We start from the raw sequence: 23,629 nt of genomic DNA on the forward strand, positions 1-23,629 counted from the left end.
CTTCATAGCCTCAACCGCAGCAAAGCCCTTGAAAAGCAAATTGGTCATTCTCTCACTTTTCTATTTTGTCTTGTGGCATACTATGTACTTCTGGCAGAAGCTGCCGCAGCTCTGGAATTTTGGGTTAGGCATGCTCCTATTTTTAGGATTTCCCGTTCTTGCCGTCATCTTTCCAGTACAATGTATCCTTCTTTACAGGGAGAGGTGCAAGAATGCGCACCGGGTAAAGAAAACGGCCGTTCTGTTGGTTGTTCTGGTGAGCCTTTTACTTTTTCCCTCGGGAATTATTGACTTCACTAAATTTGAGGCGCCTGACCTGCTGGTGGCCCAATATGAAGGAGTTGCTAATTGCACCTCTACGCTTCGCTTGAAAGCAGGGGAACGGTTTGTAAAATCATCTGCCTGTTTTGGGATGGATGAAAAATCAGAGAGCTATAAAATGGTAGGTGACACCATCAGGCTCACCTTTGATGAGGAGATCTCTGCCCACGAGAAATACGCCTATGCCGTCTTCCGCCCTGCTCTTAAGGCGCAGGGGAAAGAAATACCGGCGTATTATGCAAACAGCGCTGCCCAAGATTCTTACCCAATGATAATTTATGAAAATAAGCTCCGTTAGACATAGCGTGTCCTACTTATGATGAGACAGGATACGCCAATATCTTCTCCCAAGCACCGTTCTCCCTTAAAACCTCACTCCCTGGCATGGCAAAATCCTTACTGTACGGCTTGTTCTTTTTCTTCGGGATTATTTTTACCGGTCAGGCGCAGGCCGTAGACTCTGTTAAAACCAAACCGGCCAACCTGACTTACCTGCTCCTGAACAAAACCGGCAAACTGAAGCGGTACCGGTTTTATGTGGGCGACCAGATCATGTTCAGGGTAAAGAATGACAGCCGCTTCTACTCTGGTTCCATCACCGCTATCAAAGACAGCGCCTTTTATTTCCAGAACACCAGAATTCCGCTGGAGCGGGTGGCCCAAATCAGAATGCGCAACCACACCGGCGGCAAAAAAGTGCTCAACTACAGCAGTGTGGTACTCAAGAGCGCCGGTTCCATCTTTACGCTGGTGGGCGCCATCAACTTCATTACACATTCAGATGACCGCGTAGACGGCCTGCACACCATGGGGGCCGCCCTGACCATGTATGCCGCCGGCGTGGGTTTGAAGGCCCTCACCAAACGCACCTACAACCTGGAGAAGAAGTGGCAGCTCAAGGTGGTGGAGATGTATTAACACCCGTGCTGGATTCCTGTTTTCGGCCTGTTTTGGCCAAAACAGGCCGAAAACAGAAAAGTACCCCGTGGCGGGCCGGGCGGCAGCTTTGCCCGGAGTTGCAGAAACCTGACGGTTGATTTTAATAAATTGGCCCCGGGTTACGTTTCCCTCTAAAACACCTCTTTGGCATGGCGAAGTTTCTCCTGTATGGCTTGTTCTTTTTCCTGGGGCTTACCCTTTCCTGCCCCGCCCAAACCGCAGATACGCCCACGCCGCCCAGACTTGCGTACCTGCTCCTGGCCAAGCCCGGCAAATTGCCCCGCTTCCGGTTTTACAAGGGTGACAGGATCACCTTCCGGGTAAAAAACGACACCTACTTCTACTCCGGCCCCATCACAGATATCAAAGACGGAGCCTTTTACTTTCAGCAGTCGCGCATTCCGTTGGAGTGGGTAGCCGAAATCAAAATGAAGAACCACACCTCCGGCCGAAAAGCAGTGGGCTTTCTAAGTTACCTGTTGCAAGGCACGGGCGCACTGTTCACGCTGGTGGGCGGCATCAATTACTTCGCCACGCCAGACTACCGTGATGATGCCAAATTCACCATGGGGGCCGCCCTCTCCACGTTTGCCGTGGGCAAAGCCATGACCCTCAGCCAAAAACGCAAGTACGAGATTAATAAGAAATGGCAGCTCAAGGTGATTGAGATGTATTAGATCTTACTGCTGAAGCTGATTAGAGTTCTCAGTGTTCAGAGGTGCAAGCACCCGGTTGTGCCCCGTTTTGGGCCTAGTTTCACAAAAACAGCCCAGAAACAGAAGCTCACTACCTGTAAAGCCGCTTGCGCCAGAGACTAAACAGAAAACCCAAAACAGAAACCATTCCTCTTTTCAGCAGATTACTTCTTTCCTTTCGCCGTTCCCTTTCTCTTGTCACCGGCCCACGGCGTCAGTTTCCAGACCTCCATCAGGGTGACGGCCAGCAAGGCCAGACCGGCCGCCCATTTCCATTCGGCCCAGCCGAAACTGGCGGGAATGGAGAACACGGCCCTGGTGGCCGGCAGCACCGTAAGGCCATACAACCCGAAGCACAGCAACACCGCCCACAGCACGTATTTGTTCTGGAAGAACCCCGCGCCAAACACGGTCTGGGTGTTTGAACGGGCCGCAAACGTTTGCAGCGTACGCGCCAGAATCAAGGTGGTGAATGCCATGGCCACACTGATTTCTGCCGACTCCTGCAGCCCCAGCCATTGGGAGAAAATCACGGCGGCGCCAATCAAGAGCCCCCGCATGAGCACTGACTTCAGGGTACCGCCGGCAAAAATCCCTTCGTTGATATCGCGCGGTTTGCGGCGCATCACGTGCGGCTCTGCTTTCTCCATACCCAGGGCAATGGCGGGCAGAGAGTCATTGAGCAGGTTGATGAACAGCAGCTGGATGGGCGTGAACGGGTTCACCCAGTCCAGGGCCAGCGCGAAGAGAATGGCAATAATGGCCCCCAGGTTTCCGGCGAAGAGATAAGCAATGGCTTTCTTGATGTTGTCAAACACGGTACGGCCCACTGATACGGCACGCACAATAGAGACAAAGTTGTCATCTGTGAGAATCATGGCGGCGGCGTCTTTGGCCACATCAGTGCCGCTGCCCATGGCCACGCCAATGTCGGCCTGCTTGAGGGCGGGGGCATCGTTTACACCGTCACCGGTCATGGCGGTGATTTTGCCTTTCTTCTGCCAGGCGCGCACAATCCTGATTTTGTTTTCGGGCGAAACCCGGGCGTAGACGGCAATGTCTTCCAGCTTCTGGTCCAGCTCCTCTTCAGACATGGCGTCCAGTTCGCGGCCGGTCACGGCAATGTCATTTTCATCCATGAGGCCAATGTCACGGCCAATGGCCTGGGCGGTGGTCTTGTGGTCACCGGTGATCATGACCGTTCTGATGCCCGCTTTCCTGGCATCTTCAATAGAGGCGTACACGGCTTCGCGCGGCGGGTCAATCATGGCCAGCAGCCCCACCAGCACCAGGTCATGTTCATCTTCAAAAGAAACCGCCGCCCCGGCCTGAACAGATTTATACGCGAAGGCCAGCACGCGCAGGGCGCGGTCAGAGAAGTCTTCATTCTGGTCATGCAGCTGCTCTTTCAACTCTGGGGTGAGCGGTTGTTCCTGCCCGTTCAGGAAAATGCGGGAACAGCGGGAAAGCACCACGTCTGGGCCACCTTTGGTGAGCAGCAGCCGCTCCCCGTCAATGGTATGCACCGTAGACATGAGCTTGCGGTCTGAGTCAAAGGGCAGTTCGGCCTCCCGGCCGAATTTCTCCCGCAGCTGCCGGTAGTTCAGCGCCAGTTTGTTGCTGAAGGCAATGAGGGCCACTTCTGTGGGGTCACCCACTTCAGCGCCGTCTTCATTGATCTGCGAGTCATTGCAGAGCACGGCCACCTGAATGAGCCGCTGCTCGCCCGCTGACCAATCTGCGGGGTTCTCCGGGAACTCGTCAGCGGTTTTGTCTGGGGTGTAGTAGTCTACCACCGTCATTTTGTTCTGCGTGAGGGTGCCGGTTTTGTCTGTGCAGATCACGCTGGTGGAGCCCAGGGTTTCTACCGCCGGTAGCTTTCTGATGATGGCGTGGTGCCGGGCCATTTTGTTAGTGCCCACCGCCAGCACAATGGTGACAATAGAGGAAAGCGCCTCTGGGATGGCCGCCACCGCCACGGCCACGGCAAACATAAAGGCCTTGAGCAAGGCGTTGGTCATGTCCTGCCCTTCGGGTTCCAGCCACACGCGCAGCGCCTCTACCCCAAAGATCACTACACACAGCGCCAGAATCACCCAGCCCAGCTTCTTGCTGAAATCTGCGAGTTTGCGCTGGAGCGGGGTTTGCTTGGCTTGCGCCGATGCCAAGAGGCCGGCAATTTTGCCTATCTCGGTTTTTTCGGCGGTAGCCGTGACCACAAACGTACCCCGGCCATAGACTACCAGCGCCCCGCTATAGACCATGTTCTTGCGGTCGCCCAGGGGGGCGTCTTCGGGAATGGCCTCAATATGTTTTTCCACGGCTTCAGACTCGCCGGTGAGCATGCCTTCGTCTACGCGCAGGGAGCCGCTCTCCAGCAACCGGCCGTCGGCCGAAACAAAGTCACCGGCCTCCAGCACCACCACGTCGCCGGTGACCAGTTCGCGGGCGGCCATGGTCTGGGTCACGCCGCCGCGCAGCACCTTGGCAGACGGCGCCGACATCTGGCGGAGGGCATCCAGGGCGCCTTCGGCCTTTTTGGTCTGCACCACGCTCACAATGGCGTTGAGCACCAGCACGGCAAAGATGATGATGGCCTCCATCACCTCGCCCAGCACCAGCTGCACGGCGGCGGCCAGCAGCAGCACAATCACCATGGGGTCTTTGAAGGTCTCCAGAATGAGTTTGAAGACAGAATCGCGCTCAGCCTCGTTCAGTTCATTGTAGCCGTTGGCCTGGAGCCGCTGCTGCGCCTCTTCCCCAGAAAGCCCCTGGGCAGAAGAATTGAATTCCTGTAAAACCTCTTGGGCGGGCCGCTGATAGAATTCCATGTAGGTGTGGTTGAGTTTCTTTCAAAAGTAAGCAGCTTTTCCTGCCATGTTGCTTCTACGGATAAAATAAGGAAGCTTTTCTAATTGTTTTAAAACCAAAGTAGAAGGGCACTTGTTTTGGGGCTGTTTTTAGGAAAAGAGGCCAGAAACGCAGTTGGCCCAGACGCTCGCAGGTCCTCCGGACGCTACGAGGTCAGCACCTGTTTTTGGGGATAATGGACGGCACATATTTCTTCATGCTTACATATTCTGCGCTGGCGCGAGACTTTAGTCTCGTGACTAACTGTGAAGCGAGTCTCCAGACTCGCCGGGAGCCATCTGCAAAGAGGTAAAAAGGGAGTCTGGAGACTCCACCCACCCCTTGGCACGAGTCTGGAGACTCGCGCCAGATTCTTCTGTACTTCAGCAATCAGCCCTTCTCAAAAGACCTCGTAGCGTCCGGAGGACCTGCGAGCGTCTGCGCCAACTGCTGCCTTCACCCTAGCCCTCTCCCAGAGGGAGAGGGAATTTCGCCACTGCGTTTTTGGCCTTTTTTGGCTAAAACAGGGCAAAAACGGCTTTTACGCCAGTAGCCCTTTCAAACCTTCTTCGGCGCGGGAGGTGACAAATTCCAGGATGCGGTATTCCACCAAATCCTGGTACACAAACGGGTCGTCTTGCAGGAGTTGCTCCAGTTCGGCTTTGCCGCCGGAGGCCTGGCAGAAGATGAGGCCGCCGTCACGTGGAACCTTTCGGCCGGAGGCCAGGAAGTGCCCGCTGGCATAGCCTTTCTCCACAAATGCCAGGTGCTCGGCCAGGAACGGTTCTACCTCTGAGAAAGGGACTTTATAGGTGAGTTCTATTAGAAACATAGCGTAAGTAGTTGGTGCCGGTAAAGCTACGGGTTGTTTCTGTTTTTGGCCTCTTTTCTGAAAAACAGGCCAAAAACAGCTGGATATTCCTTCGGCGGCCGCCGATGACTAAAATTATACACAAGTCTTACAGAATGCTGTTAAACCCCGGCGGCAGGCGTGCGTTTTCTTTGTAGCAGAGTTTCACCCACTTTACGTACTGCCTTTATGAAACGAATTTTCACCTTAAGCATATTCCTCTCTTTCGGTTTTATGACTGCGTTTGCGCAGCATGAGCACCACGCACCTGCCAAAAAAGAGACGAAGAAAACGGCCGCACCTGCCCCTAAGAAAAAAACTTCGGCGGAGCCGGCCAAACCCAAACCTTCAAAGCTGCAGCCCATTAAAGACAAACCCGCCCCGCCCCCGGCGAAGACGCACCGGAAAAACCAGCCCTCGGCTACGCCGAAAACGCATGCTGCCCCTAAGGTGAAAGCGACACCGCCAGTCACGCACCAAGACCACTCGCAACACCACATGCCTGTCGCCGATTCGGCGGGTAAACACCAAGGGCACCAAATGACGCCACAAGACAGCCTGAATCAGAGCAAAGCTTCTAGCCACGAAGGACATACCATGCCCATGGACACCGCCAAAGGTCACCAGCACCACCCCGGCATGCACATGAACCACGGCGCCATGGCTTCTGACACCACGCAGCACGCGGGCATGAACCACAGTATGGGAATGGGCGGCATGAGCCACGCGTTCTCCCGCAACCTGCCCATGAACCGAAACGGCTCCGGCACCAGTTGGCACCCGGACGCCACACCCATGTACGGCTACATGAAACACGCCGGCGACTGGATGCTCATGTTCCACGGGCAACTCTGGCTGCGCTACAACCGCCAGGACATATTTGACAAAGGCTCCCGCGGCGATTCTCAGCTGGACGCACCCAACTGGTTTATGGGCATGGCGCAGCGCGAGGTAGGCAAACGTGGTTTATTACGCCTCAGCGTGATGTTGAGTCTGGACGAACTGACCATGGGCGACCGTGGTTACCCGCTCCTGTTCCAGAGCGGCGAGACGTATGGCGGCGGCAAAAGACTGGTGGACCGCCAGCACCCGCATGATTTGTTCTCAGAGATTAGCGTGGGCTACACGCACATGGTCAATGAAAACGTGGACGTGTACGGTTTTCTGGGCTACCCCGCTGAGCCGGTCATTGGTCCGCCCGTGTTCATGCACCGCATCTCGGCGTTCAACAACCCCGAGTCGCCGCTGGGGCACCACTGGCAGGACGCCACGCACATCACGTTTGGGGTGGCCACGCTGGGCTTCAGGTACAAGAACTTCAAGCTGGAAGGCTCCAACTTCACGGGCCGCGAACCCGATGAGAACCGCTACGACTTTGACAAAGCCCGCTTTGATTCCTACGCCGCCCGTCTGTCTTACAACCCCACTGAGAACTGGGCCCTGCAAGTATCGCGCGGTTGGCTGAAGAGCCCTGAATCCTTGGAGCCCGAGGAAGACGTGACCCGCACCACGGCCTCGGCGCTGTACAGCCGTCCGCTGGCCGGGGGCGGGGATAGATATTTCACCTCGGCGCTGATTTGGGGCTTTAACGGCGGCGGCCACCACCAAGAGCATTCGGCCATTGCCGAAGCCAACTTGCAGATGGATAAAACCGCGGTGTACGGTCGCTATGAGTACGTGCAGAAAACGCCCGGCGAACTAGACCTGGCCAGCCAATTTGACCACCATGAGGTCTTTGACGTGCACGCGTTGACCTTGGGCACCAGCCAGCGCGTAGCGAATTTTGCGAATACCTATTTGACGCTGGGCGTGCAGGCCACCGTTTTCGCGCCAGATAAATTACTGAAGCCGTTGTATGGGAAAACGCCGGTTTCCGGGGAGATTTACCTGCGGCTTAATCCGGGTTTGATGATGGGCGGAAGTAAGAAGTCTGGGGCTTCCGGGATGGAACATCAGCATTAAATGAAAATGCAGCTTCCGTTTTTAACCTGTTTTCCAGAAAACAAGCCAAAAACGGAAGTTGGCGCAGACGCTCGCAGGTCCTCCGGACGCTACGAGGTCTTGAGAGCAGGCGCAGTTGCGGGGTTATACCTCGTCTTCTTCTATGAGTGGATGGATGCTGGAGAAATCGGCAAGGTCTTGGTGGAATGTTTTGAAGTGGTGGGCGCCGCCGAACCAACTTAGGACTTCGTTTCGCTCCAGATTGGTTTTGCTTTTTGATAAAAGACTAGGATAGGATGAGTAGGGCCACTCTTTGAAATCAGGAATCAACCCGTGGTGCTGCGGATTGAAGTGGATGTAAAACACTAGCCTTGTAAAATAGGCTTCTGAGGTCACTTCTTTTCTTCTGAAACGTTTCTGGAACAAACTATCGCCACGACCATAGCGGGCGTTCATGGCTTTGGTGAAGGCATTCAGTAAGTGGCTCAATTGCCGTTGAACGGTTACCGGCAACAGCTCCTGGTTCATCTCACTTGGCTTGAACAGATACTGCTCTTCCTTCACTTGCACCAGGAAATGAACATGGTTCGGCAACAGACAATAACAAAAGGTATGCACAAACGGGGCTACATATCTGCGGTATAACTGCAGGAAATAAAAGTAGTTCTCTTGCGTGAAAAACACCGTTTCCCCGTTATTACCCCTCGTGTAAAGATGATAAAACTTGCCAGGTTCCAGTGCCTTCGTCTGCTGCATATTTCCTTCTACAAATTGTAATACCGCCTGCTCCCAAGACCTCGTAGCGTCTGGAGGACCTGCGAGCGTCTGCGCCAAAAACTCACTTCCCCTCCTCAGAACCCTGCAACTTACTTTCTATCCCTTTGCTGAAGGCGTCAATGAAGGCATGTTTGAGCACGTTGATGAAGGTTTTCCAGCCGTTGGTTTTGGGGTTGCTGATGTCGCCGGAGATGGGGATTTTGGTGGCTACCTGGTCGCGGGGCTGGTTTTCGGCGGCTTCGGTGAAGACACCTATGACCGCTTCTTTCACGGCACTCAGGAAACCGCCTTCCTTCTTGTCTTTCTTCCAGTTCAGGACTTTGATGTCTTCAAAGAAAGGTTTGATGTAGCCGTTCAGTTGGCCGTTGGTGCTCTTGAGTTCGCTGTACATATCTAGCTTGCCGCGCTCCACGTCAAATTTGGCGTTGGCCTTGATGAAGGCATTGAGGCTGGTGAGGTTCACGCCCGTGAGCTGAAAATCGCCGTCGAAGTCTGGGATCCGTTTAAGGGCGTTCACCTGCATTTTGCCCTTGAAAGCCCCGCCGCCAATGGAAGAGGCGGTGGCCGTCACCGAAGAAGGAAGCTTTTTCCCCACCTCCTCTACGTTGGCCAGGTTAAGCGCGGTCAGCCTTAGGTTATCCAGGTGCAGTTTCACGTCCGGCGAAGCCGAAAAATCAAGGAACGCCAGCCGGCCGTTGTGCACCTCAAAGCGGTTGATGGTGATGGGCATGAGGTCTTTCACCACCTCGGTCCAGTGGTCTAGCGTAGGATCTTCCGTTTTAGAGCCGCCCGCCAAAATGTTCAGCCTGGGGTTGGTCATGATGACCTCGCCCACCAGCTTGCCCTTGAACAAAGATTTCCACTCAATAGACAAATCGGTTTCAGTGATCTGCAGGAACGGGTACTTGGGGTTGCCTTTTTCCTCCAGCAGTACCAGCCCGTTAATCTGGTACGCCCCGCGTATGAGAGCAATGTCAATATCCTCCACGTGGCCCGTGTAGCCGGGCAGTTCGTCCAGCGTTTTGTTCACGTAGTTTTTCAGAATGTACGGCAACGCAATCCGGAACGCGAGGAGCACCACCACAAGGGTGAGTACTATTTTCAATGGTTTGGTGAGCCGAACAGCCATAATTCATTTCCTTTTCTGCAAGCTTTTTACGCAGTTAGGCCATTACTGTTAATTTGCTCACTTCTGGGGCTGAACTCATAGCACTTTTCACTTGTTTCTCCAGACACAGTATACGCGCTGTTTTCGACCTGTTTTTGGAAAACGAGGCCGAAAACAGGAATGATTTAGCCGCTCGCAGGTCCTCCGGACGCTACGAGGTCTATTTGAAATAGCTGGTTGTCCCTGATTGATGTTGATGGTAAAAAAGCAATTCGCTGGCGCGAGTCTCCAGACTCGTGACTACCCGTGAAGCGAGTCTCCAGACTCGCCGGGAACCACCAGCCGGAAATGCGTGCATATTGGAGTCTGGAGACTCCACGCACGCCTTGTCACAAGTCTGGAGACTCGCGCCAGGAGAATGTAATTTCTGTTTTTGGCCTGTTTTCAGAAAAGTAGCCGCTAAACGGAAACTCTGACGCTAGACTCAGCACTCAAGACTCAGCACTCCTTTTACTACCTTTGCCCAAAATAGAATCCCTTGAACGCCGCTCCTAAAACCCTGCTCATTACGCCGCCGCTCACGCAGCTCAACACGCCTTACCCCGCCACGGCCTACATCAAAGGTTTCCTACGCGGGCGCGGCTTTGACGTGACCCAAGCCGATTTCGGGTTGGAGTTGGTATTGCGCCTGTTCTCGCGCCGAGGGTTGAACCAAGTGTTTCAGGCCATTCTGGAGGGCACGCATGAGTTATCCGACAACAGCCAGCGCATGCTGCGCCTGCGGAAGTCGTACCTGGACACGGTGGAGCCCGTTATAAAGTTCCTGCAAGGCCGCGACAGCACCCTGGCCCACCCCATCGCCATGGGCGCGTTTCTGCCCGAGGCAAGTCGGTTTCTACAGCTGGCTGATTTGGAAGAAGCCTTCGGGACGATGGGCATCACCGACCGCGCCCGGCACCTAGCCACGCTGTACCTGGAGGATTTAGCCGATTTAATCAAGGAAACCGTGTGTCCGCACTTCGGCTTTAGCCGCTACGCGGATAAACTGGCCCTTAGCGCCACCTCCTTTGACCCGCTGGAAAACGAACTACAGACCGCTCCCAATCTGGTGGACCAACTCCTGCTGGAAATTCTGGACGAGCGAATGCAGGAAGTACAACCCGAGGTGGTGGGTTTCTCCGTGCCGTTCCCGGGCAATCTGTACGGCGCGCTGCGGCTGGCGCAGTTCATCAAGCAAAAGTACCCGCACGTGAAAACGCTTATGGGCGGCGGCTACCCCAATACTGAATTAAGAACCCTCCGCGAACCCCGCATTTTCAAGTACATTGATTTTATCACGCTAGACGACGGTGAAGGCCCGTGGCTGCGGCTGATGGAATATTTTCAAGGCCAACGCGCCGTTGAGCAACTGCAACGCACCTTCTTGTTACAGAACGGCGAAGTACAATACATCAACGGCTCCACCGATGCAGATATTCCGCACACCGAGGTGGGCACCCCTGATTATTCAGATTTAAAGCTTCTTGAATACCTGAGCGTAGTGGAAGTGCTCAACCCCATGCACCGCCTCTGGAGTGACGGCCGCTGGAACAAACTCACCGTGGCCCACGGATGTTACTGGAAACGCTGCTCCTTCTGTGACATCACCCTAGACTATATTTCCCGCTACGAGACCGCGCCCGCCACGCTGCTGGTGGACCGCATCGAGCAGATTATCGCGCAGACGGGCCAGACCGGTTTCCACTTCGTGGACGAAGCCGCCCCGCCCTTGGCCTTGCGCGATTTAGCCATTGAACTGCTCCGCCGAGGCGTGAAAATTACCTGGTGGGGGAACATCCGCTTCGAGAAAACCTTCTCCGCTGACCTTTGCCGCTTGCTGGCCGCCAGTGGTTGTATTGCCGTCTCGGGCGGGTTGGAAGTGGCCTCTGACCGATTATTGGCGAAGATGGAGAAAGGCGTGAGCATTGCGCAGGTGGCGCGGGTAACTCGGGATTTCACCGCTGCCGGCATCATGGTGCACGCGTATCTGATGTACGGCTTCCCGACGCAAACCGCGCAAGAAACCATTGACTCTTTGGAAGTGGTTCGGCAGTTGTTTGAGCAGAACGTGATTCAGAGTGGTTACTGGCACCGTTTCTCCATGACCGCCCACAGTCCCGTAGGTAAGAACCCTGAGAAGTACGGCGTGGTGAAAGTGGGTCCCGAACCCGGCTTGTTCGCTGATAATGATTTGTGGCACGAAGACCCCCAAGGCGCAGACCACGAACTTTTCGGGGCGGGTTTGGCGAAGGCGCTGTACAACTACATGCACGGCATCGGGCTGGAAGAACCGCTTTCGTTCTGGTTCGATTTCAAGGTTCCACGTGCATCGCACCCAAAAAATATGATTGCCCAAGCCGTGGAAGCCATCGGTAAACCTGATTCTGAGAAGCAGAACCTGCGCGTGCTGTGGCTGGGCAATGCCCCAGAAATGGAAGTGGTGACCAAAACCAAGAAAGGCCGCACCTTCCAGAACGCCCTGCTCACCTTCACCGAGAAAACGGAGGAATACGAAATCCGCACCTCGCCGGAAGTGGGCCAATGGCTGCACACCTGGCTCACGCGTTTGTCAGAAGACCTCGGCACCAAATATCTGATAAAAGACCTGGCCGCTGATTACCCCGAGGGCCAGCAATTCACCTTCCAGGAGTTTCTGATTACGGATACGTGGCTGGATTTGCGCGAGCGCGGGTTGTTGGTGGTGTAAGGTGGTTGGCACAGACGCTCGCAGGTCCTCTGGACGCTACGAGGTCTTTTGAGTAGGCGGTATTACAGTTCGTCTTCTTCGATAAGAGGGCTTATGGTGCGGAAATCAGCGTCTTCTCGATGGAATCTCTCCATGTGTTCCCTGTCGCCAAACCATTCTAAAACTGTGTCTCGCTCAAGATTGGTGGTCTTCTTTGATAAGAGGCTATGATAGGACGAATAGGGCCAATCCTTGAAGTCCTGAATCAGGCCGTGGTGCTGTGGATTGAAATGAATGTAGAAAATCAGGCGTGTAAAGTATGCCTCGGAGGTAACCTCTTTCCTTCTGAAGCGCTTCTGAAACAGGCTATCTACTCTCCCATAGCGGATGTTCATCGCTTTTGTGAAAGCGTTAAGTAAATGTCCCCATTGCCTTTGAAGACTTACCGGAATGAACTCTTGGTTTTGCTCGCTTCTCTTCAAGAGAGCCTCTGCTTCCTTGACCTGAATCAGAAAATGCACATGATTAGGCAACAGACAATAGCAGTAGGTATGCACAAACGGGGCTACATATTTCCGGTATAGCTGCAGGAAATGCAAGTAGCTTTCTTGACTTACGAAAACTGATTCGCTGTTATTGCCTCGCGTATAAATATGGTAGAACTTACAAGGCTCTAAATCCTTCGTCTTTTGCATCTATCACTATACGAGAACCGAAAGCGTTTGCTCCAAAGACCTCGTAGCGTCCGGAGGACCTGCGAGCGTCTGCGCCATTAGCTTACACCGGGCGCTGCATGTACAGATCGCGCTGCACATCCTGGCCTAGCACAAACTCCAGCTCTCCGGCTTCCTGAAACCCGTATTTCTGATAGAATCTAATAGCGCGCTCATTGCTTTCCCACACGGTGAGCCACACTACATCATGCCCGTTTTCGTTGGCCTTCGCCAGACTCATTTTCATCAATGTATCGCCTAACCCTCGGCCAGTCCAGGCTTGCAGCAGGTACAGGCGGCTAATCTGGAAAGGCTTCTCTCCGGAGATTTCGGCGGGAGCCGGGGCGGTATTCCATTTCACGTAGGCCACAGCCTCGCCCTCGGCTTCAGCAATCAGGAACTCCGTGTACGGGTCGGCTAGTTCAGCGGCCTGAAGTTCCGGGGTGTACATGGTGGGCCGGAAAGCGGCCATGTCCTCGGGTTTGTTGTAGGCCGCGAAGGTCTCGTCAAAGGTGCGCCAGCCTAAATCGGCGAGCAAAGATGCGTCGGCGGAAGTGCCGGGGCGGAAGGTGAAGGTATTGGTGGAGTGAGCGGACATGCGGCGTTTTTTACCCAAAGATACAGGCCAGAATATCAAAGGAGAATCCCGCTCCGGATAAACCGAGGTCAGCGTTGCGTTTAGGGGCCGTTTTTCTGAAATCAGCCCCAAACTGGAATCTCGTAACAAGTTTTGAGCGGTGGAAATTCGTCTGGATTCAGTCCTTATTTATACACTTTCTAAGGACACACCTGCGTATACTAGTAGGTTAAACCAGAAATCCACCGCACATTTATATGTCTTCCGATAAATTCCCCGAAAAAAACCTCCCTGAAGAGGAGAACGGGCTACAACATTCAGATGCCCGACGCACGTTCCTGAAGCAATCCTCGCTCTTGACGGCCCTGGCCCTGGCTCCCAGCGCGGCCATCAAAGCCGCCGAACTGAAGTTTGAGGAGAAAGTAGCCGCCGTGTTTGAGCAGGTGAAAGTGACGCTAGGCATCAACGGCAAAAAACACAAACTGTCTATAGAGCCGCGGGCTACGCTGCTGGACTTGCTGCGCGAACAGATGCACCTGACCGGCACCAAGAAAGGCTGCGACTACGGCCAGTGCGGCGCCTGCACCGTGCACGTAGACGGACAGCGCGTTCTGTCTTGCCTTACGCTGGCCGCCATGGTAGACGGCAAGGAAGTGACCACCATTGAAGGCCTCGCCAACGGCGACAAACTGCACCCCATGCAGGAAGCGTTCATCAAGCATGACGGTTTCCAGTGCGGGTACTGCACGCCGGGCCAGATTATGAGCGCGGTGGCCTGCGTACGGGAAGGCCACGCCGATTCTGACGAGGAAATACGCGAGTACATGAGCGGGAACATCTGCCGGTGCGGCGCTTACCCCAACATTGTGAACGCCATCAAAGAAGTTAAAAACGGAGGACAGCGGGTATGATTCAGTTCCAATACGTAAAGCCCAGCAAACCCAAGGCGGCCATTGACACGGTAGCCAAAGACCAGTCGGCTGTGTTCATCGCCGGAGGCACCAACCTGGTGGACCTCATGAAGCGCGGCGTCATGAACCCCGAGAAACTGGTGGATATCAACAAACTTCCGCTCCGGAAAATAGAGCGGGAAAACGGAAATGTACGCATTGGCGCTCTGGCACTGAACGGAGCCGTGGCCGAGGACAAGCTGGTGCTGGAGAAGCATCCGCTGTTGGCGCAGGCCTTGAACTCGGGCGCCTCGGCGCAGCTCCGGAACATGGCCACCGTGGGCGGGAATATGATGCAACGCGTGCGCTGCCCCTATTTCTATGACACGGCCATGCCCTGCAACAAACGCGAACCGGGCACCGGCTGCGGCGCGCTAGAAGGCTACAACCGCATGCACGCCATCTTCGGGCACAGCGACAAATGTATTGCCGTGAATCCCTCAGACATGAACGTGGCGTTGGTGGCGCTGGATGCCGTCGTACTGGTTTCTGGCCCTAAAGGCGATAGAAAAATCCCATTCGCGGAGTTCCACCGCCTGCCCGGCGATACGCCCCAAATCCACACCAACCTGCAACAGGGTGAGTTGATTATGGCGGTTGATGTACCGGAGAACCCGTACACCAAACACGTGCATTACCTCAAAGTACGCGACCGCAACTCCTATGCCTTTGCGCTGGTTTCGGTGGCCGCGGCGCTGGACTTGGAGGGCAGCACCATCAAATCGGCTAGGTTGGCTATGGGCGGTGTGGCGCACAAACCGTGGCGACTGAACGAGGCCGAACAGTTCCTGGCCGGGAAACCCGCCACTGAAGCCACCTTCCGGCAAGCCGCCCAAATTGCCATGCGCGGCGCGAAAGCTTTTGAACACAATAAATTCAAACTCACCTTGGGTCCTAACACCATTGTACAGGCCCTGAAAAACGCAGCAGGCGTTGCTTAACCCTTCTTCCTTATGAAAGATTATTTCTTCCAAGATACCGTTGGTAAGCCCATGGACCGGGTAGATGGTCGCCTGAAAGTAACGGGTGCCGCCAAATACTCCGCTGAATACGAGTTGCCCAACATGGCGCACGCCGTGTTGGTGGGCAGCACCATCGCCAAAGGCAGCATCAAAAGCCTAGACACCAAACGAGCCGAAAATGCGCCGGGCGTACTGGCGGTGCTGCATTACCAGAATGCGCCCAAAGTGCCCGGCTACGCGCAGGCCGCGCACCCTACTGAGCCCAAGCCTGTGGGGCAGCCGCTCCAGCTCTTCATTGACAACCAAATCAACTTCAACGACCACCCCATTGCCGTAGTAGTGGCCGACACCTTGGAGCGCGCCATGTACGCGGCCAAGCTGGTGAAAGCGCAGTACAACGAGGAAAAGCACGCCACTGATTTCAACAAGAACACCAGTAAAGCCTTCCTGCCCACCGCCGCCAAACGCAATCCCAAACACCCGCTGGGCGATTACGTGCGCGGCAAAGAAGACGCATATAAAACCGAGCCTCTGAAGATTGAGAGCGAGTATGTGATTCCTACGGAGTTTCACAACCCCATGGAGTTGCAGTCCATCATCGCGCACTGGGAGGCCGCTGACAAACTCACCGTCTATGACAAAACCCAGGCCGTGATAGGTACGCAGAACGCTTTCGCCAAAGATTGGAAAATTCCGGTGGAGAACGTGAAGGTGATTGCCACGTTTGTGGGCGGAGCCTTCGGGAACGGGCTGCACACCTGGCCGCACGAGACCGCCGCCATCATGGCCGCCAAAAAAGTGAACCGCCCCGTAAAGCTGATGCTGACGCGCGAGCAGATGTTCACCATGGTGGGCTATCGGCCGCACGCCTGGCAGAAAGTGGGCATGAGCGCCACCAAAGACGGCAAAATCACCGCCATTACGCACGAGGCCATCGGGCAGACGTCTTCTTATGAGGAGTTCACCGAGTCTACCTTGCAGCAGACGCGCATGATGTACACCAGCCCCAACGTGACCACCCGTTACCGCATCCTGCCGCTGGACGTGAGCACGCCCATCTGGATGCGCGGTCCCGGCGAGGCAACCGGAGCTTTTGCTCTGGAAAGTGCGCTGGACGAGATGGCCTTCGTGCTGGGCATGGATCCGCTAGAATTCCGCTTGATTAACCACACCGACAAAGACCCAGAAAAAAACCTGCCCTGGTCCACCAAATACCTCAAAGAAGCCATGCAGATGGGCGCCGAACGGATTGGTTGGAACAAGCGCCAACTCAAACCCGGTATGGTGAAAAACGGTGAGTGGCTGGTAGGCTACGGCATGGGTGTGGGCACCTTCGGGGCGAACCGCGGCCGGGCCAAAGTAAGAGCTACCCTGCACAAAGACGGCACGCTGGTGATGCAAAGCGCCACCACGGATATCGGTCCCGGCACCGGAACGGCCATGGTGCAGATTGCTGCGCAGAACCTGGGCTTGCCGCCCGAGAAGATTGTGTTTGAGTTGGGTAGTTCTTTGTATCCGCCTTCGCCCAGCCAGGGCGGGTCGGCGACGGTGGCCACGGTGGGCTCGGCGGTGCATGCGGTGTGCCAGGTGCTCAAGCAGCGGCTGACCAGCATGGTGGCCGGTAACTCTGATACCAGCTTCAAAGGCGCCACCGTAGAGAACCTCACGTTCAAAGACGGCTACGTTTCCATGACGGCCTCCCCTTCGGCGCGGCTCTCATTCGCCGATATCCTGAAGCAGCAGAATTTACCGGAGCTGGAAGTCACCGAGGAATCTACCCCAGATGCCAGCCTTCGGCAGAAATACTCCATGTACTCCTACTCGGTGCATTTTGCCGAGGTACAGGTACATCCGTTGACGGGCCAAATCAAAGTGACCAATATGGTTTCCTGCGCCGATGCGGGCACCATCATCAACGCCAAAACCGCCGGCAACCAGATGATTGGCGGCGCGGTAGGCGGCATTGGCATGGCCCTCACCGAAGGCGCCGTGATGGACCACCGTTTCGGGCGGTACGTGACCAAAGACTTAGCCGAGTACCACGTGCCCGTCCACGCCGATGCGCCGAACATCTCGTCCTTGTTCGTGAACAAACCGGACCTCATCAACAACCCGAACGGCACCAAAGGCATCGGGGAAATCGCCATCATCGGTGTAGCCCCAGCTATTGCCAACGCCATCTTCAACGCCACGGGCAAACGGATTCGTGAGTTACCTATCACGCCGGATAAGTTGATTTAAGTGACCTCACCCCCAACCCCCTCTCCCATGGAGAGGGGGCTTTTGCGTTTTTGACCTGTTTTTGGAAAAACTGCTCCAAAACAGCAATTGTCAATTGCTAACCACTGGCGCGAGTCTCTGACTCGTGCCTTCTGATGCTGGGGAGTCTGTGACTCCCCTCGCTGCCTGGCAGCGAAAGTACGCATGGAGCAATCTTTTCAGCGGCAGATAACGCAACGTAACGCAAAGCCTGTGGTTCCCGGCGAGTCTGAAGACTCGCGCCAGTTAGGCTTTCTGTTTTGGAGGTGTTTTTCTGAAAACAGGCCAAAAACGGAGTTTCTTCCTATGGCGTGGAGGTGTCTTCCCTGACTTTCTGAGTTAATCAGAGAGGCTGTTGGCGGAGACGCTCGCAGGAGCTGCGCACACTACGAGGTCTTTGGAGCTGGCACCGTTGGTAAATCTTAGCGGCATGAATAAACCATTTTCTGGGTGGGTTCTGCTTATCAAACAAAAAAACCTCACAGGTTTTAAAAACCTGTGAGGTTTGAAACAGCAAAAGCGGTGACTCAAACGACCTCGTAGTGTGCGCAGCTCCTACGAGTGTCTCCGCCATTTCCGTTTTTGGCCTGATTTTCAGAAAACAGACCAAAAACGGAAATGGTGGCAAATTATTTAATCCCGCTTACTTTTGAGCAGCTTACGGAGTTCGGCCAGTTCATCTCTGAACTTAGCAGCTTGCAGGAAGTCCAGCTCTTTGGCGGCGGCTTCCATCTGCTTCTCGGTTTTCTTGATGACCTTCTCCAGCTCGTCCTTCTTCATGTACTGCACCACCGGATCTGCGGCCACCGACATCAGGCTTTCGTCTGGACCGGCGTACACCTTAGGCTCCCGTTTATTGGAGTCGGCCACGGAGGTTTGTTCCATGATGGCTTCCTTGGATTTGTACACCGTGCGCGGCGTAATGCCGTGCTCCAGGTTGTACTCCATCTGGGTGGCTCTCCGGCGGTTGGTTTCATCAATGGCGCGCTGCATGGAACCGGTGATACGGTCGGCGTACATGAGTACTTTGCCGTTCTCGTTACGGGCGGCGCGGCCGATGGTCTGGATGAGGGAACGCTGGTCGCGCAGGAAGCCTTCTTTGTCGGTGTCCAGGATGGCGACCAAACTTACCTCGGGCAAGTCCAGGCCTTCGCGGAGCAGGTTTACGCCAATGAGCACGTCTATGATGCCCAGGCGCAGTTCGCGCAGGATCTCCACCCGCTCCAAGGACTTCACTTCGGAGTGAATGTATTTGACTTTGATGTTGAGGCGTTCCATGTACTTGGTCAGTTCCTCGGCCATGCGTTTGGTGAGGGTGGTAACCAGCACGCGGTCGCCGCGTTTGATGCGGTTGTCCACCTCGTCCAGCAGGTCGTCAATCTGGTTCTGGCTGGGTCTGATCTCAATCTCGGGGTCCAGCAAGCCCGTTGGGCGGATGATCTGCTCCACTACCACGCCTTCGGATTTCTGAATTTCGTAATCGCCGGGCGTGGCGCTCACGAAGATGACCTGGTGCATGACGCTCTCAAACTCGTTGAACGTGAGCGGGCGGTTGTCCATGGCGGCGGGCAGTCGGAAGCCGTATTCTACCAGCGCGGTCTTGCGGGAACGGTCACCGCCCCACATGGCACGTACCTGCGGCAAGGTGGCGTGGCTCTCGTCAATGACCATCAGGAAATCATCCGGGAAATAGTCCAGCAGGCAGAACGGGCGCGCGCCCGGGGCCCGGCGGTCAAAGTAGCGCGAGTAGTTCTCAATACCGGAGCAGTAACCCAGTTCTCTGATCATCTCCAGGTCAAACTCGGTACGCTCCTTGATGCGTTTTGCTTCCCCGTCACGACCTTCTTTCAGGAAATACTCGTGCTGGGCCACCATGTCAAACTGAATCTCGTTGATGGCTTGGTTAAGCGTGTCTTTGCCCGTCACGAAGAGGTTGGCCGGGAACAGGGAAATGCTCTCCTCATCCGCTATTTTTTTGCCAGACTGCGGATCAATGCGCTGGATAGACTCAATCTCGTCGCCCCAGAAGTAAATGCGGTAGGCGAAATCGGCGTAGGCGGGAAAAATATCCACGGTATCGCCCTTCACCCGGAACGTTCCACGTGTGAACTCCACCTCGGTGCGGCTGTAGAGAATGGACACGAACTGGTAGAGCAGGTTGTTGCGGCTCACCTTCATGCCCGGCGCCAGCGGAATCACGTTCTTCCCGAACTCCTCTGGGTTACCTATACCATAGATACAGCTCACCGAGGCCACCACGATTACATCGCGGCGGCCTGATAACAATGCCGAGGTGGCGTGCAGCCGCAGCTTTTCTATCTCCTCGTTGATGGCCAAGTCTTTCTCTATGAACACATCAGAGGAAGCGATGTAGGCCTCTGGCTGGTAGTAGTCATAGTACGAGATGAAGTACTCTACCGCGTTGTTGGGGAAGAATTGCTTGAACTCGCCGTAGAGCTGCGCGGCCAGGGTTTTGTTGTGGCACAGCACCAGCGTGGGCTTCTGCACCTGCTGCACCACATTAGCTACGGTAAAGGTTTTACCGGTGCCGGTTGCGCCCAGCAGTACCTGGGCAGGCTCGCCGTTATTGACACCCTCCACCAGTTGGGCAATGGCCCGGGGCTGGTCGCCGGTGGGTTTGAATTCTGATGTTAATTGGAACTTCATACGTGAAGATTTACACTCAAAGGTAACGTTTTATAACACCTACTGCCGCAATAGAGTTTAGCATTTGCTAAAGAAAGTAGCGTTTTTGGGTTATATTTCTCAAATGAAGCAAAAAACGCCGCTTTGGATAAAGCGGCGTTTTTTGCAATATAGGTTTGTATGTAGAGGTTATCTTAGTGTTTGAACGTATTCTCACTTTGGCCCTGCCAAAAGGCAACTGTGTCTACTGGCAAGGGGCCTCCTGAAAGCTCAGGAGTCGTACGTGGGGGTACACAACGGGAATAAAACCCGGGCAGGAGGGGGTTTCATTCTTGGGCACGTTGGCTACCCTTACAAATAACCTCTTGCCTGGCACCTGATACACCGGCGGCAGACTGAATGTATTGACCCACACAGAATCATCCTTGGGTTTTACCCCCAGCACCTCAGCAGCCCTTACATCCAAAATGGCCAACACGGTTCCGCAACCCTGATCTTTCACCACTGCGGGATAACAGTCACTTGCCACTTCCTCTTCACTGCACCCGGCTGCCCCTATGAGCAACAGCAAGCAGGCAAGACTTCCCTTTATTTTGTGCATGTACGCGTATTCTTCTACTTACCAGATTCTATGAAAAAGGAACAGTTAAGGCACCAGCACTCTTTTCGCCTGTGAGACTTTCGTGACCACAGGTTTGGGAAACTCTTCTTTCTGAGAAAGAGCAAACGTTGTCTCCTCCTTCTCCCCCAGCACAAATTTAATCTCCTCTTTCATCCAAAGAGCAGCTGTTCCCATGTATAAAGGCACAGAAAGCAGCAGCAGCCAAGTTCTCACCACTTTTGAGAGAGTGTAAGTAGTATTCATTGCAAAAACGTAATAAAATCTGGCTATCTTTTTATAAGACAAACAACTTAAGGGAAACCCCTATGCGGTGTGTATAATGCCTGGTTATTTCTATTATCTGGAGATACGCCATCTGGCGCCAACACTTACCCCTATTTTGTAGTTGTCTGTGCTTTGCTGATCTCCTTTCAAAATGGGGGTGATAGAGTAGGTCAGTTCCGGCCCAGCCACCACACTCATCATTCTGTTGAGGTCATACCCCAAGCCCACTGAGGTAGCCACGGCCCACTGCCATGCCCTGAACGGTGACTCCTCATCCTGAAACTTGTACTGCACGGCCTCCACCATCTCATTGTCTGGGGTGATACTGTTCCTGATCATCAGACTCAGGTTCAACCCGCCGGAGGCAAACGCATAAAGCTTATTAATGTCATGTCTGTAGGCAAGCCTGACAGGCACCCCCACTTGCTGGAACTTGTACTTGATGTTGTACTCGTCTGTACGGGTGATGGACATGACATTCCCGCCTGCCATTTCTCTGGTGGCATTGCTGAAGATAGCTTCTGCCTTGGCAACTACCAACCCGGCCTGGAGGGAATTCTCTCGCATGCCATTGCTTCTGATGAGCAGGGTATGATGGGTGCTGGCTTCGTTCTGAGAGTACAACAGCCCCCCTTCTACCTGCCATTTATCATTCAGTTTATAACTTGCCCCTACCATGGCGCTGTAAGAGTAGCCGGGGGTATAGGTCTTGTTATATTCATCTACCGCCTCCTGGTATTGTTCATAGAGCCGGGGCTGGGCAGCCATGTTAAGGGGGGCGTCTGCCTGGGCAGCATTAGAACCCAAGGAGGCCGGAGTATAGGCGTACTGAGGCACATAGGCCATGGCCAGGCTCCATCTTCCCCCGCGGGGGCCTTGCTGGTCTTCCTTCTTGCCCGCAGGTTCAGGTGTGGGGTTCAAGCCCTCTGCCACCTCTGCCTTCTTCTGTGCCAAAATTGTGGCGGCTCTGGGTACTGAAAGTGAGTCTGCCCCCAAGGCTGGAGGGTTTCTTTCTGGTGCACCGGCCATGGCTCCTGTAGGTTCAGGGGCCGCTTTCAACGCCCCCACGGCCACTTCTGCCCCTGATATTTCTGTTTTCTCGCCTGTAATACCCCTTATGGGGGCCTGTTTTTCTTCAAAAACAGATGCTACCACAACGGCTTCCCTAGTATTCCTTTTTGCGTTAGCCTTGTTAACAGTACCTTTTTCCAGAACTGCTTGTGAAGAAAACCCTTTGCCGGTCAGTGCAAGAGCGGTTGGTGGGGCTTGCGGAATTTTTCTGTTTTTGGCCTGTTTTTCAGAAAACGGCTCAGAAACAGAAGCCACCTGCCCCTCTGCCTGACGTGGGGGATGTAACAAGTCCCTTTGTTCCACGGCCACTGATCCCAGTGGGCCTTCAGCTCCAGGTGTTGCAACTAAAGCGGCATCTCCCAATTGGTTGGAACCGGCGGGTTGGTAGCGCCAAAAGAACAGACCAGAGGCACAGAGCAGCAGCAGGCACGCGGCGGCAACTGATCTGTACCAGATTACCTGTCTTCTATAGCGGTTCAGTTCCTGGTTGTCTAGCTCCCGGTCCAGGTTCTCCCAGATTTTGGAGGAGGGCATGCTTTCAACACCTTCAAAGCCTTCTCTGAAAATGTCCTCCATTGATCTGTCTGTCTTTCTTTCAGCCGGTGACTTTTTCATGGTACTGGCGTGTTAACCGCAGGAGCGCCTGGCGTAAGCTGGCACGTGCGCGGGAGTATTGTGACTTAGAAGTACTCTCAGTGATCTCTAACATCTCCCCAATCTCTTTGTGGGAGAAACCCTCAATGGCATACAGGTTGAAAACAGCCTGATACCGGGGCGGCAACTCTCGTACTAGTTCCAATAATTCTTCATAACCGTATTGACTATCAAAGCAGTCCTGCTCAGAGGCCTCCTCCCATTCCTCCTCCTGGTCGGTGACCATTAGGTGGCGGTTGCTGCGCTGGTGCTTAAGGGCGGTGTTGATCACAATTCTTTTAATCCAGAACTCTACAGGACACTCCCCTTTAAAATTTTTCAGATGGGTGAACACCTTCATAAAGGCATCCTGCAGAATATCTTCAGCCTCAAAATCTGTACGGGCGTAGCGCTTGCTCACAGCCAGCATCTTGCTGGCGTAGCGTTGGTAAAGCAGGCGCTGTGCTTCCCTTTTACCGGCAATGGCCTCTTTAAGAAGGTCGGCTTCGGTAGGATTCTGTGACTGAAAAAGTTTCAACAGGGGGTTTACTGAATGCTCATCTATTCCTGAGATTCCCTTGCGGGAGCAAAGGTTGCATGAGGCCAGAAAGAATTGAAAAAATTCTTGATGCGCTCTAGTGCAGCTTGTCCATGAATAGGAACGGCAGAAGTGTATTTTATAAAATGAACCTGTTCAGAGTTTCTCCCTTATCTGTCTGGGAGGGC

19 protein-coding genes are annotated in these 23,629 nt (G+C 54.4%); 8 read left to right on the top strand and 11 right to left on the bottom strand.

Features of this window, described 5'->3' with window-relative positions:
* Positions 1–256 precede the first annotated feature (256 nt).
* The 3 genes from FHS90_RS17070 (at position 257) to FHS90_RS17080 (ending at position 1,937) form a co-directional block, all read left to right on the top strand.
* The gene (locus FHS90_RS17070) at positions 257–619 is read left to right on the top strand and encodes a hypothetical protein (protein WP_182513938.1); all 363 of its coding nucleotides are present in this window, start codon (positions 257–259) and stop codon (positions 617–619) included.
* 86 nt (positions 620–705) lie between these two features.
* Complete coding sequence (locus FHS90_RS17075; protein ID WP_182513939.1) at positions 706–1,239, top strand: hypothetical protein; 534 nt, start codon at positions 706–708, stop codon at positions 1,237–1,239.
* 170 nt (positions 1,240–1,409) lie between these two features.
* On the top strand, positions 1,410–1,937 hold the full coding sequence (locus FHS90_RS17080) for a hypothetical protein (RefSeq protein WP_182513940.1): 528 nt from the start codon (positions 1,410–1,412) through the stop codon (positions 1,935–1,937).
* 182 nt (positions 1,938–2,119) lie between these two features.
* Here FHS90_RS17080 and FHS90_RS17085 read toward each other — a convergent pair whose 3' ends face one another.
* Together FHS90_RS17085 and FHS90_RS17090 are read right to left on the bottom strand one after the other, a co-directional pair.
* The gene (locus FHS90_RS17085) at positions 2,120–4,786 is read right to left on the bottom strand and encodes a cation-translocating P-type ATPase (protein ID WP_182513941.1); all 2,667 of its coding nucleotides are present in this window, start codon (positions 4,784–4,786) and stop codon (positions 2,120–2,122) included.
* 560 nt (positions 4,787–5,346) lie between these two features.
* Complete coding sequence (locus FHS90_RS17090; protein ID WP_182513942.1) at positions 5,347–5,637, bottom strand: YciI family protein; 291 nt, start codon at positions 5,635–5,637, stop codon at positions 5,347–5,349.
* Between the two features lie 207 nt (positions 5,638–5,844).
* On the opposite strand from FHS90_RS17090, the gene FHS90_RS17095 reads away from it, so the two are divergent.
* Positions 5,845–7,617 (top strand): hypothetical protein, encoded by a 1,773-nt coding sequence (locus FHS90_RS17095; RefSeq protein ID WP_182513943.1) that lies wholly within the window; start codon positions 5,845–5,847, stop codon positions 7,615–7,617.
* A gap of 123 nt (positions 7,618–7,740) precedes the next feature.
* Here the strand turns inward: FHS90_RS17095 and FHS90_RS17100 are convergent, their stop codons facing one another.
* Positions 7,741–8,190 (bottom strand): hypothetical protein, encoded by a 450-nt coding sequence (locus FHS90_RS17100; protein ID WP_182513944.1) that lies wholly within the window; start codon positions 8,188–8,190, stop codon positions 7,741–7,743.
* Between the two features lie 244 nt (positions 8,191–8,434).
* On the bottom strand, positions 8,435–9,502 hold the full coding sequence (locus FHS90_RS17105) for a DUF748 domain-containing protein (protein WP_182513945.1): 1,068 nt from the start codon (positions 9,500–9,502) through the stop codon (positions 8,435–8,437).
* A gap of 517 nt (positions 9,503–10,019) precedes the next feature.
* Here FHS90_RS17105 and FHS90_RS17110 point away from each other — a divergent pair.
* Positions 10,020–12,227: a B12-binding domain-containing radical SAM protein gene (locus FHS90_RS17110; RefSeq protein WP_182513946.1), complete on the top strand. Its 2,208-nt coding sequence runs from the start codon at positions 10,020–10,022 to the stop codon at positions 12,225–12,227.
* Positions 12,228–12,289: 62 nt separating this feature from the next.
* On the opposite strand, the gene FHS90_RS17115 is transcribed toward FHS90_RS17110, so the two are convergent.
* On the bottom strand, positions 12,290–12,727 hold the full coding sequence (locus FHS90_RS17115; RefSeq protein WP_182513947.1) for a hypothetical protein: 438 nt from the start codon (positions 12,725–12,727) through the stop codon (positions 12,290–12,292).
* 256 nt (positions 12,728–12,983) lie between these two features.
* Positions 12,984–13,517: a GNAT family N-acetyltransferase gene (locus tag FHS90_RS17120; protein WP_182513948.1), complete on the bottom strand. Its 534-nt coding sequence runs from the start codon at positions 13,515–13,517 to the stop codon at positions 12,984–12,986.
* A 236-nt stretch (positions 13,518–13,753) separates the two neighbouring features.
* On the opposite strand from FHS90_RS17120, the gene FHS90_RS17125 reads away from it, so the two are divergent.
* Genes FHS90_RS17125 through FHS90_RS17135 form a run of 3 tightly spaced genes read left to right on the top strand, consistent with a single transcriptional unit; the run spans position 13,754 to position 17,649 of the window.
* Entirely contained in the window at positions 13,754–14,407 is a 654-nt protein-coding gene (locus FHS90_RS17125; RefSeq protein ID WP_182513949.1) for a (2Fe-2S)-binding protein, read from the top strand.
* Complete coding sequence (locus FHS90_RS17130; RefSeq protein ID WP_182513950.1) at positions 14,404–15,387, top strand: FAD binding domain-containing protein; 984 nt, start codon at positions 14,404–14,406, stop codon at positions 15,385–15,387. Before FHS90_RS17125 ends, FHS90_RS17130 begins: the two co-directional genes overlap by 4 nt.
* A gap of 12 nt (positions 15,388–15,399) precedes the next feature.
* Positions 15,400–17,649 (top strand): xanthine dehydrogenase family protein molybdopterin-binding subunit, encoded by a 2,250-nt coding sequence (locus FHS90_RS17135; protein WP_182513951.1) that lies wholly within the window; start codon positions 15,400–15,402, stop codon positions 17,647–17,649.
* A 651-nt stretch (positions 17,650–18,300) separates the two neighbouring features.
* Here the strand turns inward: FHS90_RS17135 and uvrB are convergent.
* The 5 genes from uvrB to FHS90_RS17160 all read right to left on the bottom strand — a co-directional run bounded on the left by uvrB (position 18,301) and on the right by FHS90_RS17160 (position 23,441).
* Positions 18,301–20,334: an excinuclease ABC subunit UvrB gene (gene uvrB / locus FHS90_RS17140; protein WP_182513952.1), complete on the bottom strand. Its 2,034-nt coding sequence runs from the start codon at positions 20,332–20,334 to the stop codon at positions 18,301–18,303.
* Between the two features lie 223 nt (positions 20,335–20,557).
* Complete coding sequence (locus FHS90_RS17145) at positions 20,558–20,914, bottom strand: hypothetical protein (protein WP_153042739.1); 357 nt, start codon at positions 20,912–20,914, stop codon at positions 20,558–20,560.
* A 45-nt stretch (positions 20,915–20,959) separates the two neighbouring features.
* Complete coding sequence (locus FHS90_RS17150; protein WP_182513953.1) at positions 20,960–21,220, bottom strand: hypothetical protein; 261 nt, start codon at positions 21,218–21,220, stop codon at positions 20,960–20,962.
* Between the two features lie 51 nt (positions 21,221–21,271).
* Entirely contained in the window at positions 21,272–22,885 is a 1,614-nt protein-coding gene (locus tag FHS90_RS17155) for an outer membrane beta-barrel protein (RefSeq protein WP_182513954.1), read from the bottom strand.
* A complete protein-coding gene (locus FHS90_RS17160; protein ID WP_241499022.1) occupies positions 22,866–23,441 on the bottom strand; it encodes an RNA polymerase sigma factor in 576 nt (191 codons plus the stop codon). Before FHS90_RS17160 ends, FHS90_RS17155 begins: the two co-directional genes overlap by 20 nt.
* Between the last annotated feature and the right edge of the window lie 188 nt (positions 23,442–23,629).

The organism is Rufibacter ruber (assembly GCF_014138425.1).
Lineage (GTDB): Bacteria > Bacteroidota > Bacteroidia > Cytophagales > Hymenobacteraceae > Nibribacter > Nibribacter ruber_C.